Genomic DNA, 20,995 nt, shown 5'->3' with positions numbered 1-20,995 from the left:
CCTTCCCTGTCGGGAATCCGCCAGCCCTTGACGTCAGCGGCCCGGCGGGCAATCTGTATTCCATGTTCTTGCAATTCTTCACATCGCTGCGCGACGCACAGGTCCCGGTGACCTTGCGCGAATATTTGACGCTGATGGAGGCGCTCGACGCCGACCTCGCCGATCAGACGGTGGAGAATTTCTATTACCTCTCCCGCGCCGCTTTGGTGAAGGACGAACGCAACCTCGACAAGTTCGACCGCGTGTTCGGCTCCGTGTTCAAGGGGCTGGAGAACCTGCTCGACGCCATGGAGAAGGCGGACATTCCCGCCGAATGGCTGAAGAAGCTCGCGGAGAAATACCTCACCGAGGAAGAGAAGAAGCAGATCGAGGCGATGGGCTGGGACAAGCTCATGGAGACGCTTCGCAAGCGGCTAGAGGAACAGAAAGGCCGCCACCAGGGCGGCAGCAAGTGGATCGGCACGGCAGGCACCTCGCCGTTCGGCGCCCACGGCTACAATCCCGAAGGCGTGCGGATCGGCCAGGAAAAGAACCGCAACAACCGCGCCGTGAAGGTGTGGGACAAGCGCGAGTTCAAGGATCTCGACGGCAATGTCGAGCTTGGCATCCGCAACATCAAGATCGCGCTGCGGCGGTTGCGCAAATTCGCCCGCACCGGCGCGCCTGACGAACTCGACCTCGACACCACGATCAAGGAGACCGCCAACCACGGCTATCTCGACGTGCATATGCGCCCCGAGCGGCGCAACGCGGTCAAGGTATTGGTCTTCTTCGACATCGGTGGGTCCATGGATTCGCATATCGAGCAGGTCGAGGAGTTGTTCTCGGCGGCGAAGACCGAATTCAAGCACATGGAATATTTCTACTTCCACAACTGCCTTTATGAAGGCGTCTGGAAGCAGAACAAGCGGCGCTTCACCGACCGCACGCCGACCTGGGACGTGCTGCATAAGTACCCGCACGACTACAAGGTGGTGTTCGTCGGCGACGCCTCGATGTCGCCTTACGAAATCATGGTCCCCGGCGGCTCGGTCGAGCACGTCAACGAGGAGGCCGGTTCGGTCTGGCTCGATCGCATCATTCGCACCTATCCGCACGCGGTGTGGCTCAATCCGGTGGCGAAGAAGCACTGGGACTATTCGGAATCCACCACCATCATTCGCCGGCTGTTCTCGGAGCGGATGTACCCGATCACGATCGAAGGCCTCGAAGGCGCGATGAAGGAATTGGTGCGGTAGGCTTTCACCGTCGTTCCGGGGCGCGAAGCGAACCCGGAACCTCGAGGTTGTTTTACTGGATCGAGATTCCGGGTTCGATGCTTTCGCATCGCCCCGGAATGACGGCAACAAAAACAACAGCGGACAACAATAAAGGTGCAATCAATGCCCCAGACCATCCACCGCGGTATCAAATCCCTGATCGACGAAGCCAATGCCGAGGTCGAAACCCTCAGCGCTGTGGATTCGATCAAGGCGGCTGCCGGCGACGATGTCGTGATCGTCGATATCCGCGATCCCCGCGAGATCGAGCGCGACGGTAGAATTCCAGGCGCGTTCTCCTGCACGCGCGGCATGCTGGAATTCTGGATCGATCCGGAAAGCCCCTACGCCAAGCCGATCTTCCAGCAGGACAAGAAGTTCATCTTCCACTGCGCCGGCGGCATGCGTTCGGCGCTGGCGGCCAAGACCGCGAAAGACATGGGCCTGAAGCCGGTCGCGCACATGGCCGGCGGTTTCGCCGCCTGGCGCGACGCCGGCGGCCCGGTCGAGAAGTGGGAGCCGAAGAAGAAGGGGTGACAGCCGGGCTGTCATCCTTCGAGGCTCGCAAGCGCTCGCACCTCAGGATGACAAATTTCGATTCCCGTCACCCTGAGGTGCGTGCTCTTGCGCGCCTCGAAGGGCGACGGCCCCACTACCGAAGAATTGGAATCAAACATGACCACCACCGACGATCCGCTTGTCTCCACCGATTGGCTCGCCGCGCATTACGACGATCCCAAGATCAAGATCATCGACGCGTCGTTCAAGATGCCGGGCATTCTGCCGCTGCCGAAGGACGACTATCTCGCCTCCCACCTGCCGGGCGCGGTGTTCTTCGACGTCGATGCGGTGTCCGATCATTCCAATCCGCTGCCGCATATGTTCCCGAGCGCCGAGCAGTTCGGCCGCGATGTCGGCGGGCTTGGAATAGGCAACGGCGATACGGTCGTGCTGTACGATTCCGGCGGATGGGTCGCAGCCCCCCGCGTGTGGTGGATGTTCCTGTCGTTCGGACACCAGAACGTCCGGATCCTGAATGGCGGCCTGAAGAAGTGGCGTGCCGAAGGCCGCAAGATTGACAGCGGTGAGGTCACGGCGAAGCCGGCGACGTTCAAGGCGACGTTCGATCCGCGGTACACGCGCAATCTCCAGCAGATGGTCGACAATCTCGAAAGCCGCACCGAGCAGGTGCTCGATGCGCGCGCCAACGAGCGCTATCAGGGCAAGGTGCCCGAGCCGCGGCCGGGCCTGCGTTCGGGTCATATTCCGGGCAGCCTCAGCGTGCCCTACAACCAGCTGTTCGACGCCTCGACCGGTGCGATGAAGTCGCTCGAGGAGCTGCGCGCGGTGTTTGTCGGCGCCGGCGTCAAGCTCGACGCGCCGATCGTGACGAGTTGCGGCTCCGGCGTCTCCGCTCTGGTGCTGACGCTGGCGCTTTATCGCCTCGGCGTGCGCGGCAGTGCGCTGTATGACGGCTCATGGACCGAATGGGGTGTGCAGGGCGGGCCGCCGGTTGCGACCGGCCCGACCTGAGCGGTGCGCGTTTTATTATCTGCTGCGCGGGGTTAGTTGCGCAAACGGGTCGGCCGTTTGCTGAACCACCTGCCGCGCCTGCAGCGCGCGTCGCGCCGCTGCGATGCGCCGGCGCTCTTTGGCGCGCTGCGCCCGCTTCCGGTTGACGCTGCGCTCTGATTTTGCGGCCGCCGGTTTCACCGAAGCCGTTTCCTGGATAGCGACGGCAGGACCGCCCAGCGTGGCGATCTTCATCGCGGCGAGGTTGTCTGCCAGGGAGGGCGCTTCCGCCACCGGCGCAGGCTCGGTCGATACGGCTGATGTTGCCGGCGGCGGCGTTTCCGCGATCGCCGCGAGCTTCACTTCCTCATTGGCCGCAGGCGTCTCGGCAGCAGGAGTCTCGGCGGCAGGCATCTCCGCCGGCGCAGCCTGAACAGCCGGTATTGTTTCTGCCGCCGGGATTTCCGCTTTCACCGTCTCGTCCGGCACGGCCTCGTTCAGCTTCACGGGTTCGTCCAGCTTCAGCGCAGCCGTCTTTTCCGGTTCAGCCGGCGGCGCTTCCGGAGCTGGCGCGGAAGGGGTCACGGTCTCGATGATGGTCGCCGGCACATTGTCCGGCACCTTCTCTGCGACATCGGGCTCGACGCGCAGCAGGGCCAGGGTCGGCTGGGGCGGTTCGTTCTGCCTGACAAATACGGGTTCGGGCGGCGGCCGCCGCGACGGGATGCTGGCAAATTGCTCATGCGAGGCACGCAGCAGCGCCGCCGCACCCAGCCCAAAGACCAGAACCGACATCGACAGCACGATCGCGGCGAACAGAAAGCGAAAACCGGGGAGCATGGACGCGAGTTCCGCCTTGCCGGGAACATGCAGGGCTGTTGATGCCAAGGGAACGCGGTGACCACTGGGAAGCGGCTGGATTCGCACCGCGAATCAGGCCGATTCGAGAGTATCTCAACGTCTCGAACCTGTTTGTTACAAAATTGGCGGCCAATGGCGGCGAGGGGCTGGTAGACGATGTTTTTCGCGCCGTGCGGCATCTTTGCCGCAGCGTTCACGGTCCATCACAAAATGACCGATTTGGGCCGAATTTGACGGATTTGTCTTGAATGCGCCGCTATCTTCCGTCATCTGCCGTTAACGGTCCGGTGTGGCTTGGGGACTATACAAGAGCGATGATGATTAACCGTATTCTGACGATCAGCGCTGCCATCGCTGCTGCAATGGCAGGAACCTCGCTTGCCCAGGCCCAAGGCTACCAGGGCCAAGGCTACCAAGGCCAAAGCTACCAGGGTCAAGGCTACCAGGCCGGACAGTATGTTCCCGGTGGTTATGGCGTCGATGAACGCCGCAGACCCGCGCCCGATTTCGATGCCTTGGACGATGACGACGACGACGCGCCGAACGCCCAGAGTTCGACCGCGCTCCCGCCGCCTGGTCCGGTGCTGTCGCCGAACGACCCCCGCTACGGCCGCCCGGTTTATAGCGACCGCGGCCCGCCGATGCCCACAGGCCCCGTCCTTTCGCCGGATGATCCGCGTTACGGTCGTCCTGCCGGCGCGCCGGTTTATTCGGACCGCGGCCAGCCGATGCCTACGGGCCCGATTCTTTCGCCAGATGATCCGCGTTACGGGCGGCCCGCCGGTCCGCCACCCGTGATCTATTCGGATCGTGGTGATGATCGTCGCGTTCTGGGTGACGACCGCATGCGTCCGCCGGAAGCGGTCGGCGGCGGACCCGCCGTCACCGGCGCCGTGCAACCGCAGCAGCCGGCTGTCGGCGCCGACGGCAAGCCGTTGGTGCTGTCAGCCCTGCCGCCCGAAGAACAGCCGGAAGCCGCGCCCGCGCAGCTGCCGCCGCATCTGCGCCGTCAGGAAGTTTCGTTCGCGACCAAGGAGCCCGCCGGCACGCTGGTCGTCGATACGCCGAACACCTACCTCTATTATGTGCTCGGCGGTGGCCGCGCGATCCGCTACGGCGTCCGCGTCGGCCGCGATGGTTTCACCTGGACCGGAGTGCAGAAGGTTACCCGCAAGGCCGAGTGGCCGGATTGGCATCCGCCGTCCGAGATGATCGAACGCCAGCCCTATCTGCCGCGCTTCATGGCCGGCGGCCCCGGCAACCCGATGGGTGCCCGCGCGATGTATCTGGGTACGACCGTCTACCGCATCCACGGCACCAACCAGCCTTCGACGATCGGCAAGTTCGTCTCGTCGGGTTGCATCGGCATGCTGAACGAGGACGTGTCCGACCTGTTCGAACGCGTCAAAGTCGGCACCCGCGTCGTCGTGATGCCCGGTGGCCCGCCGCCGGGAACCGCGACCGCTTCGGCCGCGCCTGCCCAGGGCTTGGCCCCTGCTCAAGGCTTGCCACCTGCCCAAGGCTTGCCGCCTGCAACCGCCCAGGGCGGGCCGACTCAGGCGCAACTCGCCCCGGTTCCCGGCATGCAGCCGACCGTGGTGCCCCCGCTGCCCGCGCCGGTGACGGTGCGCTAGGCACTGGTTCGGACCGACATCATTTAAAAAAGGCACGCGAAAGCGTGCCTTTTTTATTGGGCGCGAGGTGGGCGCGCGCTTGAATTCACATTCCTTCCGACTATTTGCCGCCGACAACGAGGCTGGGCGGCAAAGGAAGGATCTCAGCATGCGAATTTTCGTTGCGGGCGCCACCGGCGCCGTTGGCCGCGAACTCGTTCCTGCATTGGTTGCGGCCGGTCATTCCGTCACCGGCATGACGCGGACGGCGGCGAAGGCCGAGGCCATCAAACGGCTGGGGGCCGAACCGGTCGTGGCCGACGGCCTCGACGCACCGGCCGTTCATGCCGCCGTGATGTCGGCGAATCCCGATGTCGTCATCGACGAGATGACCGATCTTGCCGCGGTGACGGATCTGCGCCGTTTCGATCGCGCCTTCAGCGCCACCAATCAGCTGCGGACGCGCGGAACCGATTTTCTGCTGGTTGCCGCGCGCGATGCCGGCGCGAAGCGTTTCATCGCCCAGAGCTTTTGCGGCTGGACCTATGGCAGCGGTGGCGGACCGGTCAAGACCGAGGCCGACGAACTCGATCCTGATCCGCCGCAGGAGTTGCGCCCTACGCTCGAAGCGATCCAGCATCTGGAGCGTGCCGTGACCGCCTCAGTCGCGCCCGAAGGCATCGTGTTGCGCTATGGATCGTTCTATGGACCCGATACCGGCATGCTGTCGCCGGCCATGATCGGCCAGCTGCGCCATCGCCGCGTGCCGCTGATCGGCGACGGCGGCGGCTGGTGGTCTTTCGTGCATGTCGAGGACGCGGCTTCCGCGACGGTAGCCGCCGTCGAGCATGGCAGGCCCGGCAGCATCTACAACATCGTCGACGACGAACCGGCGCAAGTCAGGGATTGGCTGCCCGCGCTGTCAGGCATTCTCGGCGCCAAACGGCCGTTTCACGTACCGGCCTGGCTCGGCCGGCTCCTGGCGGGTGAGCACATGGTCTCGATGATGACCAAGGTGCGCGGAGGATCGAACGCCAAGGCCCGGCAGGAACTGGGCTGGCGGCCGGCCTATGCATCCTGGCGCAACGGATTTGCAATGGTCGCGAGGCAAGCGGCGGAGAAGGCGGCGGCCTGACTGAGACCTGCGGCCTCAGGCCAGCTTCCTTGGCGCCTCGCCCTTGAACCAGCCGTCGATGCCTTCGACCATCTGGCGGTAGTGGTTGCGAAAGCTGTCCTCGGTGACGTAGCCGAGATGCGGCGTCAGCACGAGGTTGTCGAGCTTGCGGAAGGGATGGTCGACCGGCAGCGGCTCGACCGAAAACACATCGATGCCGGCGCCCGCGATCTTTCGCTCGGTCAGCACCTCCAGCAGCGCGCCTTCATCGACGATTGGCCCTCGCGCCGTGTTGACGAGGTAGGCGGTCGGCTTCATGCGGGCGAGATCTTCCCGTCCGACCAGCCCGCGTGAGCGCGGGCCCAGCACGACATGGATGGTGACGATGTCTGATGTGGCGAACAGCTCTTCCTTGGTAGCGTAGCCGACGCCAGCTTCCGCGCACTTTTCGGGCGTGAGATTCGGGCTCCAGGCGATCACGTTCATGCCGAAGGCCTGCGCTAGTTTTGACACTTTGGTGCCGAGCTTGCCGAGGCCGATCACGCCGAGTGTCCGACCCTCGATCTCCATGCCGACGAATTTCTGCAAGGGCTCGCCGGCATGCATGCGCGCATTCTCGCGGCCGATATTGCGGGTCAATTCCAGGATCAGGCCCATGGTCAGCGGCGCGGTGGGATCGCGGCCCCATTGCGTGCCGCACAGCAGCACGCCGTGGTCCTTGGCGGCTTCCATGTCGATCGCGGCGTTGCGCATGCCGGAGGTGATCAGCAGTTTCAGTTTCGGCAGCGCCGCAAACATCGTGCGCGGAAACGGCGTGCGCTCGCGCATCGCGCAGATGATCTCGAAATCCTTCAGCGCACTGGCGGCGGTTTCCGCGTTCGCAAACGGCTGGTTGAAGACGGTGACATCGACCCGGTCGGCGATTTCGGACCAGTCCGCGACCTTCAAGGCTACATCGAGATAGTCGTCGAGGATTGCACAGCGCAGCCGCGTCATTGGAAAGTCCGATCATGGCGAGGGTGACGGCGGAATGGGCCGTCAGGGGAGATAACCATGGTCGCGCGCAATCGACAGGCGCGCAAGCGGCCTAAAAGCAGGGCCAGGTCAAAATTCCGGGAAGCTCAGTTCGAGCGGGCGAGGTGCTTGGCGCGCCAGGCGGGGCCGGGGCCGCGCATATAGTGCAGTTCCGGACGGTAGGTGTTGAAGGCCTTGGCCACGAACTGGCGCCAGAAGTTGCGGAGTTCGGCGAGCGGCTTGGCAAGGCCGTGGCCGTGCGCCGGGGTGGAAAGGGATGCTGAGTTGGTCGTCGCCATGACGAGGGTCTCTGGTTGCCATTCGCGGTTTCGCCGCGGAGACGCCGTTTTTCGGCGTCTTGAACGACTTTTGGCCTGATTTATTAAAAGTTGGTTTCAATTGTCGTGATCCGGCGCACACATGGGCGCACATGGTGACCATCCCGTATTCATCCGTGGTGAACGAACAGAAAACGCGTTCCCGCGGTTGCCCTTTGGGGGCCGCGCCGCTACATCAGCGGCAGCAAAATTTCCATAAATCCTCTGGTTTCAAGGGATCGCGATGGCTCGCCAGTTCGTCTATTTCATGCAGGGTCTGACCAAGAGCTACCCGACCCGCAAGGTGCTCGATAACGTTCATTTGTCGTTCTACCCGGACGCCAAGATCGGCGTGCTCGGCGTCAACGGTTCCGGCAAATCGACCTTGCTGCGGATCATGGCCGGCCTCGACAAGGAATATAACGGCGAGGCCTGGGTCGCCGAGGGCGCCCGGGTCGGCTACCTCGAGCAGGAGCCGCATCTCGATGAGACCAAGACGGTCCGCGAGAACGTCATGCTGGGCGTCGCCAAGCAGAAGGCGATCCTCGATCGCTATAACGAACTGGCGATGAACTACTCGGAAGAGACCGCCGACGAGATGACCAAGCTGCAGGACGAGATCGAGGCTGCCGGCCTCTGGGATCTCGACAGCAAGGTCGACCAGGCGATGGACGCGCTGCGCTGCCCGCCCGACGATGCCGACGTCACCAAGCTGTCGGGCGGTGAGCGCCGCCGCGTCGCACTATGCAAGCTGCTGCTCGACCAGCCGGACCTGCTGCTGCTGGACGAACCGACCAACCATCTCGACGCCGAGTCGGTGTCGTGGCTGGAAGGCCACTTGCGCAACTATCCCGGCGCGATCCTGATCGTGACCCATGACCGCTACTTCCTCGACAACGTCACGAGCTGGATCCTCGAGCTCGATCGCGGCAAGGGCATTCCCTACGAGGGCAATTATTCGTCCTGGCTGGTGCAGAAGCAGAAGCGCCTCGAGCAGGAAGGCCGCGAGGACGTCGCGCATCAGAAGACGCTCGCCCGTGAGCAGGAATGGATCGCATCCTCGCCCAAGGCGCGCCAGGCCAAGTCCAAGGCGCGTTACCAGCGTTACGAGGACCTGTTGAAACAGGCCAGCGAGAAGCAGACCCAGACCGCGCAAATCACGATTCCCGTGGCCGAGCGGCTCGGCCAGAACGTCGTCGATTTCGAAGGCCTCAGCAAAGGCTTTGGCGACCGCATGCTGATCGACGATCTCACCTTCAAGCTGCCGCCAGGCGGCATCGTCGGCGTGATCGGCCCCAACGGCGCCGGCAAGACCACGCTGTTCCGCATGATCACCCAGCAGGAAATCCCGGACAAGGGCACGATCACCGTCGGTGAAAGCGTGCATCTCGGTTACGTCGACCAGTCGCGCGACGACCTCGACGGCAAGAAGAACGTGTGGGAGGAAATCTCCGGCGGCAATGAACTGATCCTCCTGGGCAAGCGTGAGGTCAACTCGCGCGGCTATTGCTCGTCGTTCAACTTCAAGGGCGCCGACCAGCAGAAGAAGGTCGGCGCGCTGTCGGGCGGTGAGCGCAACCGCGTGCACCTGGCCAAGATGCTCAAGTCCGGCGCCAACCTGCTGCTGCTTGACGAACCGACCAACGATCTCGACGTCGACACGCTGCGCGCGCTGGAAGAGGCGCTGGAGAATTTCGCCGGCTGCGCCGTCATCATCAGCCATGATCGCTGGTTCCTCGACCGTATCGCCACCCACATCCTGGCCTTCGAAGGCGACAGCCATGTCGAATGGTTCGAAGGCAATTTCCAGGATTACGAAAAGGACAAGATGCGTCGACTGGGCCAGGATTCCATCATCCCGCATCGCGTGAAGTACAAGAAGCTGACGCGCTGAGTTGTGGTTCGCGTTGAGATGACGAAGCCGTGTCGCAGGCGCTACTCCGCCTGCGCCAAATGGCCGCTCAGTTCCGCTCGTCCGGAATGTGCCATATCCGGCTATTAGATTGGCCGCGATTGCCCACTTGAGTCCCGCACAGAGAGATCCCCGATCATGTCCATGACGCCGGAAACGCCCTTGCCGCCCCCAGCTGAGAGGAAGGCATTACGTCCGATCCCGATGCTGATCTTCAGCTCGCGCTGGCTGCAATTGCCGCTTTATATCGGCCTGATCGTCGCGCAGGGCGTCTATGTCGTGCTGTTTCTGAAGGAATTGTGGCACCTGTTCGCCCACGCCTTCGATTTCAGCGAGCAGCAGATCATGCTGGCGGTCCTCGGCCTCATCGACGTGGTGATGATTTCGAACCTCCTGGTGATGGTCATCGTCGGCGGCTACGAGACGTTCGTCTCCCGGCTCAATCTGCAAGGGCATCCCGACCAGCCGGAATGGCTCAGCCACGTCAATGCCAGCGTGCTCAAGATCAAGCTCGCGATGGCGATCATCGGCATCTCGTCGATCCATCTGTTGCGCACTTTCATCGAGGCCGGTGCATTGGCCTCGGGCAAGAGCGTCTACACCGAAACCGGCGTGATGTGGCAGACCATCATCCACACGGTTTTCATTCTGTCGGCGATCGGCATTGCCTATGTCGACAAGCTGTCGAATGATTCCACGGAGAATGCCAAACACGCCGTCTCGCATTAGGGGCGGTGGGGCGGTGTCAGGACCCAGCGTCGTGGTTCACAATGACGGGGTGCTATGATAGTCTTGCACCATGGCTGACACGGACAACATCGTGCTTGAGCATTTGCGCCATATTCGTGGGGCGATCGATGACGTGCGCGATGAAATTCGCGAGATCAAGCATCGCGTCGGCAATCTCGAGAACCAGTATGCCAATATGTCCAATCGGCTCGACCGGATGGACGTGCGCATCGAGCGTATCGAGCGGCGTCTCGACCTGACCGACGCGTGAGCGAGGCATTACGATTGGCGGTACGCTCGCTGCCTGCCATTGGTCTCCTGTTGGTGGCTCTGCTGCCGCCTTGCCCAGCCCGCGCCGCGGATGCCGGTTTCACGCAGTTCATCGCCTCCCTGTGGCCGGAGGCGCAGGCCGCCGGCGTTTCGCGGGCGACGTTTGACGCCGAAACCCGCGGCCTCGAGCCGGATTACAAATTGCCCGATTTGATCCTGCCGGGACGGCCCGCTACGGGCGCGCCGTCGCAGGCCGAGTTCGTGCAGGTGCCGGCCGATTACGTGAAGGAGGCGTCGATCGCGCGGCTGGCGGCGGAGGGGCAGAGGCTGATGCAAAAGCATCGCACAGCGCTCAGCCAGATCGAGAGCCGCTTCGGCGTGCCCGCGACGGTCGTGCTCGCGATCTGGGGCCGCGAAACCGATTATGGCCGTCATCGATTGCCTTACGACACCGTGCGCGTGGTGGCGACGCAGGCCTATATCGGCCGGCGCAAGGATCAGTACCGCGCCGAATTCATTCTGGCGCTGAAGATCCTCGGCGAGGGCGCGGTGACGCGCAAGGACATGCGCTCGTCCTGGGCCGGCGCCACCGGCCTGACGCAATTCCTGCCGGGCGAATATTACAAGCATGGTGTCGATTTCGATGGCGACGGCCGCATCGACATCTGGAATTCGGTACCCGACGCGCTCGCCTCCGCCGCCCAGCAACTCGTCAACAAAGGCTGGCAGCCGGGCTTGCGCTGGGCCTATGAAGTGCGTGCGCCTGGTAATGCCGACTGCACCATGGGCGTGCCCGAGGTGAGCAAGCCGATCGGCGAATGGCTGCGCGCAGGGTTCGTGCCGGTGCGCGGCGCGAAGCTGAGTGCGGTCGAACAGGCCCAGCCGGCCTCGCTGCTGCAGCCCGAAGGCATCTATGGTCCGGCGTTCCTGACCACCAAGAACTACTTCGTGATCAAGGAATATAACTTTTCTGATTTGTACGTGCTGTTCGTCGGCCATCTCGCCGACCGCATGTCGAACCCGTTGCCGTTCGCGACGCCATGGTCGGCATCGACGCAAATGCGCAGCAAGGACGTCGAAGCCATGCAGCGTCATCTGACGCGGATCGGCCTCTACAAGGACAAGCTCGACGGCAAGGCCGGCATGCAGACCCGCGCGGCGCTGGGGGCCTATCAGAAATCCGCGGGATTGAAGGTCGATTGCTGGCCGAGCGAAGCGGTGCTGCGTTCGATCAGCTCGTCGCGCTGACGCGGTCTATCCTCATGGTGAGGAGGCGCAACGCGCCGTCTCGAACCATGAGGCCACAGACGGGCCTGCATCCTTCGAGACGCGGCCTGACGACCGCTCCTCCCGAGCGAACGCAAGTGCGTTCGTCCGGGGATGAGGAGAAACAAGCGAAAAAACCCGGCCGAGGATCCCGGCCGGGCTTGAACTCGCAAGGCGCGCAGGCGCGCCGGTCGGTCAGATCAGTGGCAGACTTCGACGCGGCGGTAGGCCCAGCCGTAGCCGTCCCAGAAGCGCTCGCGAACCAGGCGGCAGGCCGGGGGGGCGTCTTCCACATAGACCGGCCCGCCGTAGCCGTAAGCGGGGCGGCTGGAGGCGATCGCGCCACCGATGATCGCGCCGCCGATCAGGCCGCCGACCACGCCAGCTGCCACGCCGCGCTGGGCGTTCGCGGGTGCGGGTGCCGCAGCGAGCGAACCGGCAATCGTTGCGGCCGCGACGAAGGCAGCAAATGTCTTCTTCATGTTGGGGGCTCTCCTGGAGGTGGCGCCTGATCAGCCGACGCCGGGTTTAGGGTTAGGCACACACGCCGTACTCGAATTGGCCGTCAGTCAAAAAAGCGCACAACGGTCAACCGAAAGTAAACGTGCAGTCTTGATGGTCGAAAAAAGCGGTTTTTTCTGGCCATGGAATGGCCAAGTCCCGGATAACCCATCGGGTTTCCGGGACTTGGCGTGCGATTTAATGAAGGTGAACGGGTGTTTAGTCGCAAACCCGGACGCTGCGGACCCGCCAGCCATAGCCGTCCCAGAAGCGCTGCTTCTGCCAGATGCAGTCCGGACCGTAGCCGGGTTCGGCAACATAGGCCGGGCCGCCGTAATAGCCCGGGGCCGGCGCATAATAGCCCGGACCACCGTAATAGCCGTGCTGCGAGGCGATCGCGCCGCCGACAATGGCGCCGCCGATCAATCCGGCTGCGACGCCGGCCGCTACGCCACGCTGCGCATGGGCGGGAGCTGGAACAGTTACCGCGGACACAGCCAAAGCGGTGACGGCAGTCAGCGCCATCAATGTCTTCTTCATGGGCCTCACCTTTCTGATGGAGCAAAAGGACGGCGGGGAAAGCGGTCCGTCGCAGCGGAAAGTTCCATATTTTGCTGAAATTATCAATGAACGGCATCGCCTCATTTGGCGACGAAGGGGCGTGCGGTTGGGCTTCATTGCGGTGCAAAAGGCCCCTTTCCCAGCCGCTTTTGAAGAGGATTCCGGGATGAGCGACGTGACAACATTTCTGATCGCGGCCGGCAGCATGTCAGCGATGTGCTATTGGATGATGACCCGGACGCAGGATACCAGCGTATGGCGCAGCATCTCGGCGAGCGACCGCGACCGCAATGATTACAGCGTTGGTTCCAGCAGCGGCGGCGGCAGCGCTGGCTGGAGTATCGCCAACCTGTTCAGCAGCGACAATTCCAGTTCGAACTGCTCGTCCAGCAATTCCAGCCCGACCGACAATTTCACTTCGAACTGTTCGTCCGACAGTTCCAATCCGTCTGAAAATTCCAGCTCGTCGAGCGATTCCTGCAGCAACGATAGCGGGGGAGACGACAGCGGTGGTGATAGCGACAGTGACAGCGATAGCGACAGTGACAGTGACAGTGACAACGGGAGCAGTGATAGCGATTGACGTTACGGAGCTACCTCGGAAATCTGCCATTTGTGCCTGCTAGACAAGGACTTTTTAGACTCGTTCCAAACTGCTCCGGCGTCAGTTTGGAATTGCTTGAAAGTACGGTTTTTCCTTTTGCATCGGGGCCGGCCCTTCAATATCGATGATCACGAGCATCACCGAAGGGCCTGCCGACTTCATGATTGTCTGTTCCTGCAACGTCCTCAGCGACCATGATGTCCGCAATGCCGTCAGTGCAGCTTCGGACCTGCCGCGCAATCCGAAGCAGATCTACGGATGCCTCGGCTGCAGCGCCGAGTGCGGTCGCTGCGCGCGTACCATCAAGGCCATCATCGACGAAGCGCTGGGTCCCTGCGCCAAGGCCTGCTGTTCGGGCTGCCCGCATAGTCACGCCGTGACCGAGGAGCAGGCCCACGAGTTCGCGCTCGCCGCCTCCTGATACCTTCCCAATCCGCTGGATAGATCGGTTCCCCACCGCTTTTTTGCGGGAACCATTGCTCTTGCCTCCAAACTGATTTAGAAACGTTCTAAATACCGTTTCGGGCCGATTTGGCCTCAAAAACCCGGAGTGCACCAATGCAGGGCGACCCAAAAGTCATCGATTATCTCAACAAGGGCCTGCGCAGCGAGCTTACCGCGATCAGCCAGTACTGGCTGCATTACCGGCTCCTGAACAATTGGGGCCTGCTGAATATGGCCAAGGTCTGGCGCAAGGAATCCATCGAGGAGATGGAACACGCCGACAAGTTCACCGACCGGATCCTGTTCCTCGACGGCTTTCCCAACTTGCAGGTTCTCGATCCCTTGCGGATCGGCCAGAACGTCCTGGAAATCATCGAATGCGATCTGGCCTCCGAGATATCCGCGCGCGCGCTCTACCAGGAAGCCGCTACCCACTGCCACGGTGTCAAGGATTACGTCTCACGCGACCTGTTCGAGCAGCTGATGAAGGACGAGGAGCATCACATCGATTTCCTCGAGACCCAGCTCGACCTGATCAAGCGCATCGGGCTTGAGCTCTACACCCAGAAGCATGTCGGCGGGCTCGAGAGCGAGCACTGAGCGGAGGCGCGATGGCGCCCTCTGAGGAAATTGCCCGGCTCGAGCGAGAGCTGGCGGAGCTGAGATCGCATTATGCGCATCTCGAGCGTAATGGGCGGGTGATGAAGCGCGGCAGCATGTTCATGCTCGCCGCGCTTGCCGTTTTCCTTGGCTATCTCTTGTGGGCCGATTTCGTGATGGGCGCGCTCGCTGTGGCCGTGGCGGCGGCTATTGCCGTGCTTGTCTGGTTCTTGCCTGCCAGCAACCGGCGATGGATCGATGCGGGCACGCCGATGGGGGAATTCGAGTTCGGCTCAAGCCAGGCTCAAAAAGTAGAGCAATGGATTGCAGACAGGGAAGTGCGGCTGGCCCAACTTCGCCTGGCCGGTAGCGCAAGCAGCCCTGCGACCGATCGCTGATCCCGGCAACCGCACCAGGTTCGACCTTCCCTTACAGCTGCGTCTTGTAGCGCTCGTAAATCATTTCCTGGCTTTCCCGCTCGCCAAGGCCGGTCTGGTCGTGAATGACTTCGCCGATGCTGGGCATCACGGCGCGTTCCACCCGCGTATCGCCCGCCCACAGCTTTGAGCGCATCAGTGCTTTGCCGCAGTGGAAATAGGCCTCGTGCACGTCGATGTGCAGCACCGCGCGCGGTGGCTTGCCGAACTCCACCATCGACGCCATCAGTTCGGGATCCGCCGATACCTTGCCCTTGCCGCCGACGCGTAGCGTCTCGTCGATCCCGGGCACGAAGAAGATCAGCTGCACGAAGCCGCTTCCCTCGACAATGTTGCGAAAGCTGTCGATCCGGTTGTTGCCGGAGCGGTCCGGCATCAGCAGCGCCTTCGGTCCGGCGACATGGATGAAGCCGGGATTGCCGCCGCGCGGCGAGGCGTCGACGGCGCCGTCCGAGCCCGATGTAGCCAGCACGCAAAACGGCGACATGCCGATGAACTTCTTCGCATGCACGTCGATCTCGGGCCGCGCCTTCGCGATCACGCGCGGCGAGGGGGCAGGATAGATCGCGGCGAGGTCGCTGGCGGCAAAGTCGGTCAAGGCGAATCTCCTGAATGAATGCGGCGCGATAACGTGAAGGTACCATCGCGATATTCCGGCGACCACCCATTATCTTTTGGAACGGTCCTACGGTCCCGGACGCTGCCGATATCTTGCACCGCGTCCGCCGGCACAAAACAGCTGATGATGCTGCCACGATGAAGCACGTAAGCACCACGGCTTCGGCGATCGGATTGCCGCGATCGTGGCGCTGGCACGATAGTGAAGTGGAATTGATGCGGTGCGAAATCGGGACTGCTGGCTGATCGTCCTTACACAGTTTGATGCGAGGCGAGGCTAGCTCATTCGTCGCGCCGAGCTGATTGCTGGCTTGAAATAAGCGCAGCACGAACGTGCTATCGACCGTGCGCGCAGATTCGTGGTGAGCTGTGCGCAGCAAGTTGCCTAATATCCGGCCTGACCCCCCGTGATCGGGGGAAGGAACCGCTCTACGGTCAATCTTCACGATTGGAAACGCGTTGAGCACGAACCCGAAGATTGCGATAGGATTGCTTTCACCCGTGGGATTGCTGTTTGCGCTCCCCGTCTTGCTCTGGGCTTTCAGCTTTACCGAACTCGTCGGGCTGGAGAAATGCGCCGTCGGTTCGATTAGCGTTGCTGAATACGAGCGCATCCTGTCTCGGGCCGGCGCGCAACGCTGGACAGTATGGCCCGGTCTGTCGAATGGGGTGTTTTGGCCGTCGGACAATGGCTTTCGAGGCCCGACAGCAACCTTCAACAGCAATATCAATGATCAGCTTCTCTCACATGTCAGAGAACTTGCCGGGCCCGGCGCGTCCATGAATCGGCTGCTGGCTTCAGGCCATGCCGTTATGCGCAGCATGGGCGCAGAATACGTCCAGACTCAGGAAGTGCCGGACGCGCGAGGGGATCGCTCCGGTTCGCGTGTCCGTTTCACATACTACTTGCCGCAAGTGCGTTTCGCGCCTGTGTGTGTTCTTTGCCTGATATGGTCGCACACAACCATTGACGTGATCTTTTCTCATGACTTTGCCACCGGCCGATACGAGTTGCAGGACGTGAACGTTCTGCATGCCGGGCTGAAAGGTACCCCCGACAAGAATCGCGCGCGCAACGTCCCATGGGGTAGTTGTCCCGAGCTTCGAATACCCCGGCAGGTCGACGGATGATGCAGCAATGGAAAGGAACTATGGGATTGCAGCAATCGCTATTGCGTCATCCCGCGTCGCTTGGCGGATGCCTTCGGCGCGACATTCTGCCAGGCCATTGTCAGCGCGCTTTTTAGCGTCGCCGCATTGGCCTTGGCCAGGCGAACATTGGTGTAGCCCTGTTTGCCCCATCCACCCGGCACCGGGCGGAAGATTTCGGGCTCCGCCTCTACCAGCATCGATTGCTGCTCGTACGTCAGCTTCACCGTGCCCCAGTTTTCGTCGGGATGGCCCAGCGTAGCGAAGATGCGTTTGCCGAAGCGGAAGTCGGCGTGGCCCTGGTGCGAGCCTTCGATCACTCCGGACAGACCAAGTGCAATCAAGCGAAAGCGGTGCGACGACATCGAGCGCTCACATCCAGCACAACGTTGCCTTAGCATCACTTGCGCGGTGCCGTCGACATTGCCGGTCCCGGGCTCTTGTTCGGAGTAGCGCGGGAGGATATTTTCGCTTATAACGGGTATTATTTTATTCCTACTATTTGAAGGAATTGGCCCATGGCAACACAACGTACAAGGCAAGTCGAAACCGCTGGCAGATCACGACGACATGCGGAACTGCGCACTTCCTCCCAGAGCAACCACGTCGCGGGCCAGTTCATTATCCGCTTCAAGACATCTGCCGTCAGACACGTCGCGGCAAGCCCATTGGCCTCGACGGCGACCGCCCGCATGGCGGCGCGTGCCATGCCGGACGAGGTTGCCGGCCCGCTCGAAATGCTCAGGAACGAAGCCGGTCTTCAGTCGATGAAGCCGCTTTTTGTTACCGGCGGGGGACGGAGGTTTCGCGGCCTGGAGTCATGGCGCTCGCATCCGTTCATGGTGCTCTCGCCAGGTCGTCGACCAATTCGAGAAAATCCCTGACCGGATTTCAACTCGTGGAGGTCAAGGAAAAGAAAGCCACCACCGCGCTGCTGAAGCGGCTGCGGGCCTCGAAAGCAATCGATCTGGTCGAGCCCGTTCCAAACCGCTGGCTGAGCAAGGCGGATCCCATGGTCAATCGCCAGTGGGGACTGCGTGCGATCCGGTGGTTCGACGGATCGCATCCCGACGCCAGCAAGATCCATGTCGCGGTGTTGGACAGCGGCATCGACGAGGGGCATCCCGACCTCAAGAAAGCGATCGACGCCTATCACCATGACGGCAACGTCTCCCGGGACTTTCTCGGTCACGGGACGCATGTCAGCGGCACGATCGCCGCCATCGTCAATAATTCGATCGGGGTCGCCGGCGTCGCCAATTGCCGGTTGCATTGCTGGAAGATATTCGACGATCCGAAGCCCGGAAGCGCCGAGCAGAACTTCAACTTCGAGTATTACAGCCAGGCATTGGCGGCCGCGCTCGATTCGGACATCAAGGTCGTCAACCTCAGCATCGGTGGCACCGAAAATTCCAGGGCGGAGGCCGCCATTTTCCAGGAGTTGGCGGATGCCGGCGTGGTCGTCGTGGCTGCCATGGGCAACGAGTTCGAGAAGGGTAATCCGAAGGAGTTCCCGGCCGGTTACCCTGGCGCGCTTGCCGTCGACGCCGACGAAACCGACAGGCGGGCGTCGTTCTCCTGCACCGGCGCGCATATCGGGCTGGTGGCGCCCGGCGTCAACATCCTGTCCACCGTGCCGCGCGTCAAGGCGAGCTTTGCGGACACCACGGACTACGACTCCTGGCCGGGCACATCGATGGCGACGCCGCATGTGGCCGGCGCGGCCGCACTGGTTTATGGCCGTACCGCAAAGTCGAAAGCCGCGGCCGACGCCGTGGTGGAGCGGCTGACCTCGACGGCCAAGAAGGTGGCCGGGATGAAGAAAAAGAAGTTCACGCAGGAATACGGTTCAGGCCTGCTTGATCTCGCGGCTGCGCTGGCGAAGCCGGGTGCGAAGAAGAAAGCAAAAAAGAAGGCTAGGAAGAAAGCAAAAAAGAAGGCGAAAAAGCAGGCATAGCGGATGGAAGTCGGCTTGATTAGGCAACGGGGGTGGCCCAACTAAGGGGAATGTCGGTCCAGTTCAAATTCAGCGATTCCGTCGACCACGACAGGCGTCAGGAGATTGTCGACGCGCTTGAGCGTGCGGGTTTCGTTGCGAAAAGTTTGTATCCCGGCCAGAAGCGTCCGAAGCTCGCGTCGATTTTCACCGTCGCGAAGGCCGACGCCAAGGATGTCAAAGCTCTGAAGGCGGCTTTGACCGGTTTCGGCCGCGATATCGAATATGTCGAGGCTTCCCCCGGGCGCAGTCTCAAGGCGTAAGCCCGGCTGTTACCGGATAGGCTCTGCCACTATCGGGCGATCCGGTTTGTGCGCCGGCTCACATGTTCCGCTGCGGCGCGGCCTGCAGCAACCCCTGCAACTGCTTCTTGTAGAATGCGGCGTTGGCGGTGGTGAGGTGTCCGCGCGTTTCGGTCGAAGCCGGGATCAGGAACAGGCGGCCGTTCTTGACGCGTTTCATCGCGGCATCGGTGACGCCGGTTTCCGGCGGATTGCGCTCATCGTCGGCGGCGTTGATCGCCAGCAGCGTCGCTTCGATCTTGTCGAGGCCCGCGGACGGATTGTAGTCGCGCGAGGCTTCCCACTGATAGATGAAATCGTTGGCATCGGCCGTAATCGGCAGCGCCAGCCGGTCGTCCACCATCTTGTCCGCCTTCGCGCCCGTCGGCGCCAGCATCTGATAGGCCAGCGTGCCGCCGCCGGTGGCGATGCCATAGGCGGCGATGGCGTATTTCATCATGCGCGGCTGGGTGACGTAGTTGCCGCGGTTGTAGTCGGGATCGTTGCGGATGGTTTCCAGCATCATCCGCCGCAGCATCCAGTTGCGCGCCGCCATCTCGGTCGGCTGCGCGGCCATCGGCACCAGCGCGTCCATGTACTGCGGATATTTGCCGCCCCAGATCCATGTGTGCATGCCGCCCATCGAATTACCGATCACCAGCCGCAGGTGCTTCACGCCGAGGCCTTCCTTGAGCAGGCGGTAATGCGCGTCGACCATGTCCTCATAATTGTATTTCGGGAATGCCGTCTTCATGCCGTCGGAGGGCTTTGACGATTTGCCGTGGCCGAGCCCGTCCGGGATGATGATGTAGTACTTCGCCGCGTCGAGCGGCTGGCCGGGGCCGAACAATTCGCCGGCAAAGGTCGGCGTCAGCATGTTGGTGGCGGAGCCGCCCGATCCATGCAGCACCAGCACCGGCTGGCCGGTCGGCTCGCCGATCGTGGTGTAGTGCAGCCGCAGCTCCATGGTTTCGCCGGAGTGGAATTTGAAATCCCTGGCGATCCAGTCGCCCTGTTTGGGCGCCGGATAATCTGCGGCAGATGCGGCGAAGGAGGTCAAGGCGAGTGCGGCCGTCAACGTGATTTGCGAAAAATTCATGCTGATCTCCCCTGATGCGGCGCTCTCTTGGGCCACTTGTTGGGGAGCATATCACAAGGGCGTTTTACCGCACCAGATTGCCGTACAGCGTGTAATTGGCTTTCGGACCCTGCATCACCAGCGTCCAGTGCGTAAAGTCGACCCCGGAGGTGCAGGAGTTGCCGCCGCCCTGCAGGATCAGCGTCAGGATCTGCTGCCTTGCGATACCGGGCTGAAAGACGCCGCTGCCTGAGGCGGGCGCTGACAGTTTCCATTCCTTGTAGAGCGTCGGTCCCTGGCCCCTGTCGGGCCGGTCGCGCGGGTCGACCTCGAACACCGAGATCGTTGGGGAACGCGTCAACGCTAATGTGCCGGTGTGGCCGGCGGCGTCGCGGAATGAAAGCACGAGCCTGTCCTCGCGCCATTGCGCCGAAAGCTTGTAGGTGCCGGCGGGCGTGGCGATGCCCTGGATGCCCTCGACGTCGCCTTCGCCCGTGAACAAGGTCGCCTTGCTGCCGAAACGCAGGCTTTCAATCTCCTGCTGCTTGCCGGAATCCAGCGCCACCGTGGCGACGTTGCGCTGACCTTCATTGGTGCAGCAAGCGCAGGCGAGGGCGGAGGAGACAAGGCCGGGCTGGTTTGGCTCAGGATGAACCATGCGAGCAGGATGCTTAGGCCGCGGCCGAACCGTACGATCATCGGATGCCTTTCACTGGCGCGTGACCGTTGGTCGCCGTTTCTGTCTTGCGCGTTCACCGGATTGTGTGCGTTCGCGGCTAAACCGGGATGGAGTTAGGTTGAATCGATTTGGGATTCCCAAATCAGTAGGTTTCTGATTCACCATGCTGGCTGGACGGAG

At 62.4% G+C, this 20,995-nt stretch carries 26 protein-coding genes; 17 read left to right on the top strand and 9 right to left on the bottom strand.

What is annotated here, in order from left to right; genetic code table 11:
* The first annotated feature begins 62 nt into the window (after positions 1-62).
* The 3 genes from JQ609_RS33485 (at position 63) to sseA (ending at position 2,792) form a co-directional block, all read left to right on the top strand.
* Positions 63-1,238: a VWA domain-containing protein gene (locus tag JQ609_RS33485; protein WP_212206509.1), complete on the top strand. Its 1,176-nt coding sequence runs from the start codon at positions 63-65 to the stop codon at positions 1,236-1,238.
* Between the two features lie 144 nt (positions 1,239-1,382).
* Complete coding sequence (locus tag JQ609_RS33480) at positions 1,383-1,796, top strand: rhodanese-like domain-containing protein (protein ID WP_212276848.1); 414 nt, start codon at positions 1,383-1,385, stop codon at positions 1,794-1,796.
* Positions 1,797-1,934: 138 nt separating this feature from the next.
* Positions 1,935-2,792 (top strand): 3-mercaptopyruvate sulfurtransferase, encoded by an 858-nt coding sequence (gene sseA, locus JQ609_RS33475; RefSeq protein WP_212276847.1) that lies wholly within the window; start codon positions 1,935-1,937, stop codon positions 2,790-2,792.
* A 15-nt stretch (positions 2,793-2,807) separates the two neighbouring features.
* Here the strand turns inward: sseA and JQ609_RS33470 are convergent, their stop codons facing one another.
* Positions 2,808-3,611: a hypothetical protein gene (locus JQ609_RS33470; protein WP_212276846.1), complete on the bottom strand. Its 804-nt coding sequence runs from the start codon at positions 3,609-3,611 to the stop codon at positions 2,808-2,810.
* A 338-nt stretch (positions 3,612-3,949) separates the two neighbouring features.
* On the opposite strand from JQ609_RS33470, the gene JQ609_RS33465 reads away from it, so the two are divergent.
* Both JQ609_RS33465 and JQ609_RS33460 read left to right on the top strand, forming a co-directional pair.
* Entirely contained in the window at positions 3,950-5,266 is a 1,317-nt protein-coding gene (locus JQ609_RS33465) for a L,D-transpeptidase family protein (protein ID WP_409410497.1), read from the top strand.
* Between the two features lie 148 nt (positions 5,267-5,414).
* Positions 5,415-6,380, top strand: coding sequence for an NAD(P)-dependent oxidoreductase (locus JQ609_RS33460; RefSeq protein WP_212276844.1), 966 nt, complete (start codon positions 5,415-5,417; stop codon positions 6,378-6,380).
* A 15-nt stretch (positions 6,381-6,395) separates the two neighbouring features.
* Here JQ609_RS33460 and JQ609_RS33455 read toward each other — a convergent pair whose 3' ends face one another.
* On the bottom strand, positions 6,396-7,355 hold the full coding sequence (locus JQ609_RS33455; protein ID WP_212206524.1) for a D-2-hydroxyacid dehydrogenase family protein: 960 nt from the start codon (positions 7,353-7,355) through the stop codon (positions 6,396-6,398).
* 125 nt (positions 7,356-7,480) lie between these two features.
* Positions 7,481-7,672, bottom strand: a complete 192-nt coding sequence (locus tag JQ609_RS33450) for a hypothetical protein (RefSeq protein WP_212206526.1) — start codon at positions 7,670-7,672, stop codon at positions 7,481-7,483.
* A 262-nt stretch (positions 7,673-7,934) separates the two neighbouring features.
* Between JQ609_RS33450 and ettA the strand changes: the two genes are divergently transcribed.
* The 4 genes from ettA (at position 7,935) to JQ609_RS33430 (ending at position 11,849) form a co-directional block, all read left to right on the top strand.
* Complete coding sequence (ettA, locus tag JQ609_RS33445) at positions 7,935-9,584, top strand: energy-dependent translational throttle protein EttA (protein WP_212276843.1); 1,650 nt, start codon at positions 7,935-7,937, stop codon at positions 9,582-9,584.
* Between the two features lie 156 nt (positions 9,585-9,740).
* A complete protein-coding gene (locus JQ609_RS33440; protein ID WP_212206530.1) occupies positions 9,741-10,331 on the top strand; it encodes a TIGR00645 family protein in 591 nt (196 codons plus the stop codon).
* Positions 10,332-10,401: 70 nt separating this feature from the next.
* The gene (locus tag JQ609_RS33435; RefSeq protein WP_212206532.1) at positions 10,402-10,602 is read left to right on the top strand and encodes a hypothetical protein; all 201 of its coding nucleotides are present in this window, start codon (positions 10,402-10,404) and stop codon (positions 10,600-10,602) included.
* Positions 10,603-10,631: 29 nt separating this feature from the next.
* Positions 10,632-11,849: a lytic murein transglycosylase gene (locus JQ609_RS33430; RefSeq protein WP_212206883.1), complete on the top strand. Its 1,218-nt coding sequence runs from the start codon at positions 10,632-10,634 to the stop codon at positions 11,847-11,849.
* Positions 11,850-12,067: 218 nt separating this feature from the next.
* Here the strand turns inward: JQ609_RS33430 and JQ609_RS33425 are convergent, their stop codons facing one another.
* The gene (locus tag JQ609_RS33425; protein ID WP_212206534.1) at positions 12,068-12,349 is read right to left on the bottom strand and encodes a hypothetical protein; all 282 of its coding nucleotides are present in this window, start codon (positions 12,347-12,349) and stop codon (positions 12,068-12,070) included.
* Between the two features lie 238 nt (positions 12,350-12,587).
* Positions 12,588-12,908: a hypothetical protein gene (locus tag JQ609_RS33420; protein ID WP_212276841.1), complete on the bottom strand. Its 321-nt coding sequence runs from the start codon at positions 12,906-12,908 to the stop codon at positions 12,588-12,590.
* Here JQ609_RS33420 and JQ609_RS33415 point away from each other — a divergent pair.
* The 4 genes from JQ609_RS33415 (at position 12,874) to JQ609_RS33400 (ending at position 14,975) form a co-directional block, all read left to right on the top strand.
* Positions 12,874-13,512, top strand: a complete 639-nt coding sequence (locus JQ609_RS33415) for a hypothetical protein (RefSeq protein WP_212276840.1) — start codon at positions 12,874-12,876, stop codon at positions 13,510-13,512. The genes JQ609_RS33420 and JQ609_RS33415 overlap by 35 nt on opposite strands.
* 181 nt (positions 13,513-13,693) lie before the next feature.
* A complete protein-coding gene (locus JQ609_RS33410) occupies positions 13,694-13,954 on the top strand; it encodes a bacterioferritin-associated ferredoxin (protein ID WP_212206892.1) in 261 nt (86 codons plus the stop codon).
* A 137-nt stretch (positions 13,955-14,091) separates the two neighbouring features.
* On the top strand, positions 14,092-14,577 hold the full coding sequence (gene bfr / locus JQ609_RS33405; RefSeq protein WP_192740037.1) for a bacterioferritin: 486 nt from the start codon (positions 14,092-14,094) through the stop codon (positions 14,575-14,577).
* A gap of 11 nt (positions 14,578-14,588) precedes the next feature.
* A complete protein-coding gene (locus JQ609_RS33400; RefSeq protein ID WP_212276839.1) occupies positions 14,589-14,975 on the top strand; it encodes a hypothetical protein in 387 nt (128 codons plus the stop codon).
* A 31-nt stretch (positions 14,976-15,006) separates the two neighbouring features.
* Here JQ609_RS33400 and JQ609_RS33395 read toward each other — a convergent pair whose 3' ends face one another.
* Entirely contained in the window at positions 15,007-15,612 is a 606-nt protein-coding gene (locus JQ609_RS33395) for a pyridoxamine 5'-phosphate oxidase family protein (protein ID WP_212276838.1), read from the bottom strand.
* A 479-nt stretch (positions 15,613-16,091) separates the two neighbouring features.
* Here JQ609_RS33395 and JQ609_RS33390 point away from each other — a divergent pair, with 479 nt between their 5' ends.
* Positions 16,092-16,763, top strand: coding sequence for a hypothetical protein (locus tag JQ609_RS33390; protein ID WP_212276837.1), 672 nt, complete (start codon positions 16,092-16,094; stop codon positions 16,761-16,763).
* A 38-nt stretch (positions 16,764-16,801) separates the two neighbouring features.
* Here the strand turns inward: JQ609_RS33390 and JQ609_RS33385 are convergent, their stop codons facing one another.
* A complete protein-coding gene (locus tag JQ609_RS33385) occupies positions 16,802-17,146 on the bottom strand; it encodes an MmcQ/YjbR family DNA-binding protein (protein ID WP_212276836.1) in 345 nt (114 codons plus the stop codon).
* A gap of 153 nt (positions 17,147-17,299) precedes the next feature.
* Between JQ609_RS33385 and JQ609_RS33380 the strand changes: the two genes are divergently transcribed.
* From JQ609_RS33380 to JQ609_RS33370, 3 genes are read left to right on the top strand one after another with little or no spacing between them, the layout of a single operon-like run.
* The gene (locus JQ609_RS33380; protein ID WP_212276835.1) at positions 17,300-17,665 is read left to right on the top strand and encodes a hypothetical protein; all 366 of its coding nucleotides are present in this window, start codon (positions 17,300-17,302) and stop codon (positions 17,663-17,665) included.
* 14 nt (positions 17,666-17,679) lie between these two features.
* Positions 17,680-18,738, top strand: coding sequence for a S8 family serine peptidase (locus JQ609_RS33375; protein ID WP_212276834.1), 1,059 nt, complete (start codon positions 17,680-17,682; stop codon positions 18,736-18,738).
* Between the two features lie 50 nt (positions 18,739-18,788).
* Complete coding sequence (locus tag JQ609_RS33370) at positions 18,789-19,040, top strand: hypothetical protein (RefSeq protein ID WP_212276833.1); 252 nt, start codon at positions 18,789-18,791, stop codon at positions 19,038-19,040.
* A 58-nt stretch (positions 19,041-19,098) separates the two neighbouring features.
* On the opposite strand, the gene JQ609_RS33365 is transcribed toward JQ609_RS33370, so the two are convergent.
* Entirely contained in the window at positions 19,099-20,157 is a 1,059-nt protein-coding gene (locus tag JQ609_RS33365; RefSeq protein WP_212276832.1) for an alpha/beta fold hydrolase, read from the bottom strand.
* A gap of 64 nt (positions 20,158-20,221) precedes the next feature.
* Positions 20,222-20,794, bottom strand: coding sequence for a hypothetical protein (locus JQ609_RS33360; RefSeq protein WP_212276831.1), 573 nt, complete (start codon positions 20,792-20,794; stop codon positions 20,222-20,224).
* Positions 20,795-20,995: the final 201 nt, after the last annotated feature.

This window comes from Bradyrhizobium sp. AUGA SZCCT0169 (assembly GCF_018130085.1).
Taxonomy (GTDB): domain Bacteria; phylum Pseudomonadota; class Alphaproteobacteria; order Rhizobiales; family Xanthobacteraceae; genus Bradyrhizobium.
Note: the sequence above shows the minus strand (reverse complement) of the source record. Positions and strands in the feature narration are given on the sequence as shown.

What these genes read in the sequence shown, in the direction of transcription:
- JQ609_RS33385 (WP_212276836.1), bottom strand. Translation starts at nt 17,146, where the DNA reads ATGTCGTCGCACCGCTTTCGCTTGATTGCACTTGGTCTGTCCGGAGTG.
- JQ609_RS33360 (WP_212276831.1), bottom strand. Translation starts at nt 20,794, where the DNA reads ATGGTTCATCCTGAGCCAAACCAGCCCGGCCTTGTCTCCTCCGCCCTC.
- JQ609_RS33455 (WP_212206524.1), bottom strand. Translation starts at nt 7,355, where the DNA reads ATGACGCGGCTGCGCTGTGCAATCCTCGACGACTATCTCGATGTAGCC.
- JQ609_RS33380 (WP_212276835.1), top strand. Translation starts at nt 17,300, where the DNA reads ATGGCAACACAACGTACAAGGCAAGTCGAAACCGCTGGCAGATCACGA.
- JQ609_RS33470 (WP_212276846.1), bottom strand. Translation starts at nt 3,611, where the DNA reads ATGCTCCCCGGTTTTCGCTTTCTGTTCGCCGCGATCGTGCTGTCGATG.
- bfr (WP_192740037.1), top strand. Translation starts at nt 14,092, where the DNA reads ATGCAGGGCGACCCAAAAGTCATCGATTATCTCAACAAGGGCCTGCGC.
- JQ609_RS33435 (WP_212206532.1), top strand. Translation starts at nt 10,402, where the DNA reads ATGGCTGACACGGACAACATCGTGCTTGAGCATTTGCGCCATATTCGT.
- JQ609_RS33370 (WP_212276833.1), top strand. Translation starts at nt 18,789, where the DNA reads ATGTCGGTCCAGTTCAAATTCAGCGATTCCGTCGACCACGACAGGCGT.
- JQ609_RS33410 (WP_212206892.1), top strand. Translation starts at nt 13,694, where the DNA reads ATGATTGTCTGTTCCTGCAACGTCCTCAGCGACCATGATGTCCGCAAT.
- JQ609_RS33425 (WP_212206534.1), bottom strand. Translation starts at nt 12,349, where the DNA reads ATGAAGAAGACATTTGCTGCCTTCGTCGCGGCCGCAACGATTGCCGGT.
- JQ609_RS33365 (WP_212276832.1), bottom strand. Translation starts at nt 20,157, where the DNA reads ATGAATTTTTCGCAAATCACGTTGACGGCCGCACTCGCCTTGACCTCC.
- JQ609_RS33480 (WP_212276848.1), top strand. Translation starts at nt 1,383, where the DNA reads ATGCCCCAGACCATCCACCGCGGTATCAAATCCCTGATCGACGAAGCC.
- JQ609_RS33440 (WP_212206530.1), top strand. Translation starts at nt 9,741, where the DNA reads ATGTCCATGACGCCGGAAACGCCCTTGCCGCCCCCAGCTGAGAGGAAG.
- JQ609_RS33485 (WP_212206509.1), top strand. Translation starts at nt 63, where the DNA reads ATGTTCTTGCAATTCTTCACATCGCTGCGCGACGCACAGGTCCCGGTG.
- JQ609_RS33420 (WP_212276841.1), bottom strand. Translation starts at nt 12,908, where the DNA reads ATGAAGAAGACATTGATGGCGCTGACTGCCGTCACCGCTTTGGCTGTG.
- JQ609_RS33465 (WP_409410497.1), top strand. Translation starts at nt 3,950, where the DNA reads ATGATTAACCGTATTCTGACGATCAGCGCTGCCATCGCTGCTGCAATG.
- sseA (WP_212276847.1), top strand. Translation starts at nt 1,935, where the DNA reads ATGACCACCACCGACGATCCGCTTGTCTCCACCGATTGGCTCGCCGCG.
- JQ609_RS33400 (WP_212276839.1), top strand. Translation starts at nt 14,589, where the DNA reads ATGGCGCCCTCTGAGGAAATTGCCCGGCTCGAGCGAGAGCTGGCGGAG.
- JQ609_RS33460 (WP_212276844.1), top strand. Translation starts at nt 5,415, where the DNA reads ATGCGAATTTTCGTTGCGGGCGCCACCGGCGCCGTTGGCCGCGAACTC.
- JQ609_RS33450 (WP_212206526.1), bottom strand. Translation starts at nt 7,672, where the DNA reads ATGGCGACGACCAACTCAGCATCCCTTTCCACCCCGGCGCACGGCCAC.
- ettA (WP_212276843.1), top strand. Translation starts at nt 7,935, where the DNA reads ATGGCTCGCCAGTTCGTCTATTTCATGCAGGGTCTGACCAAGAGCTAC.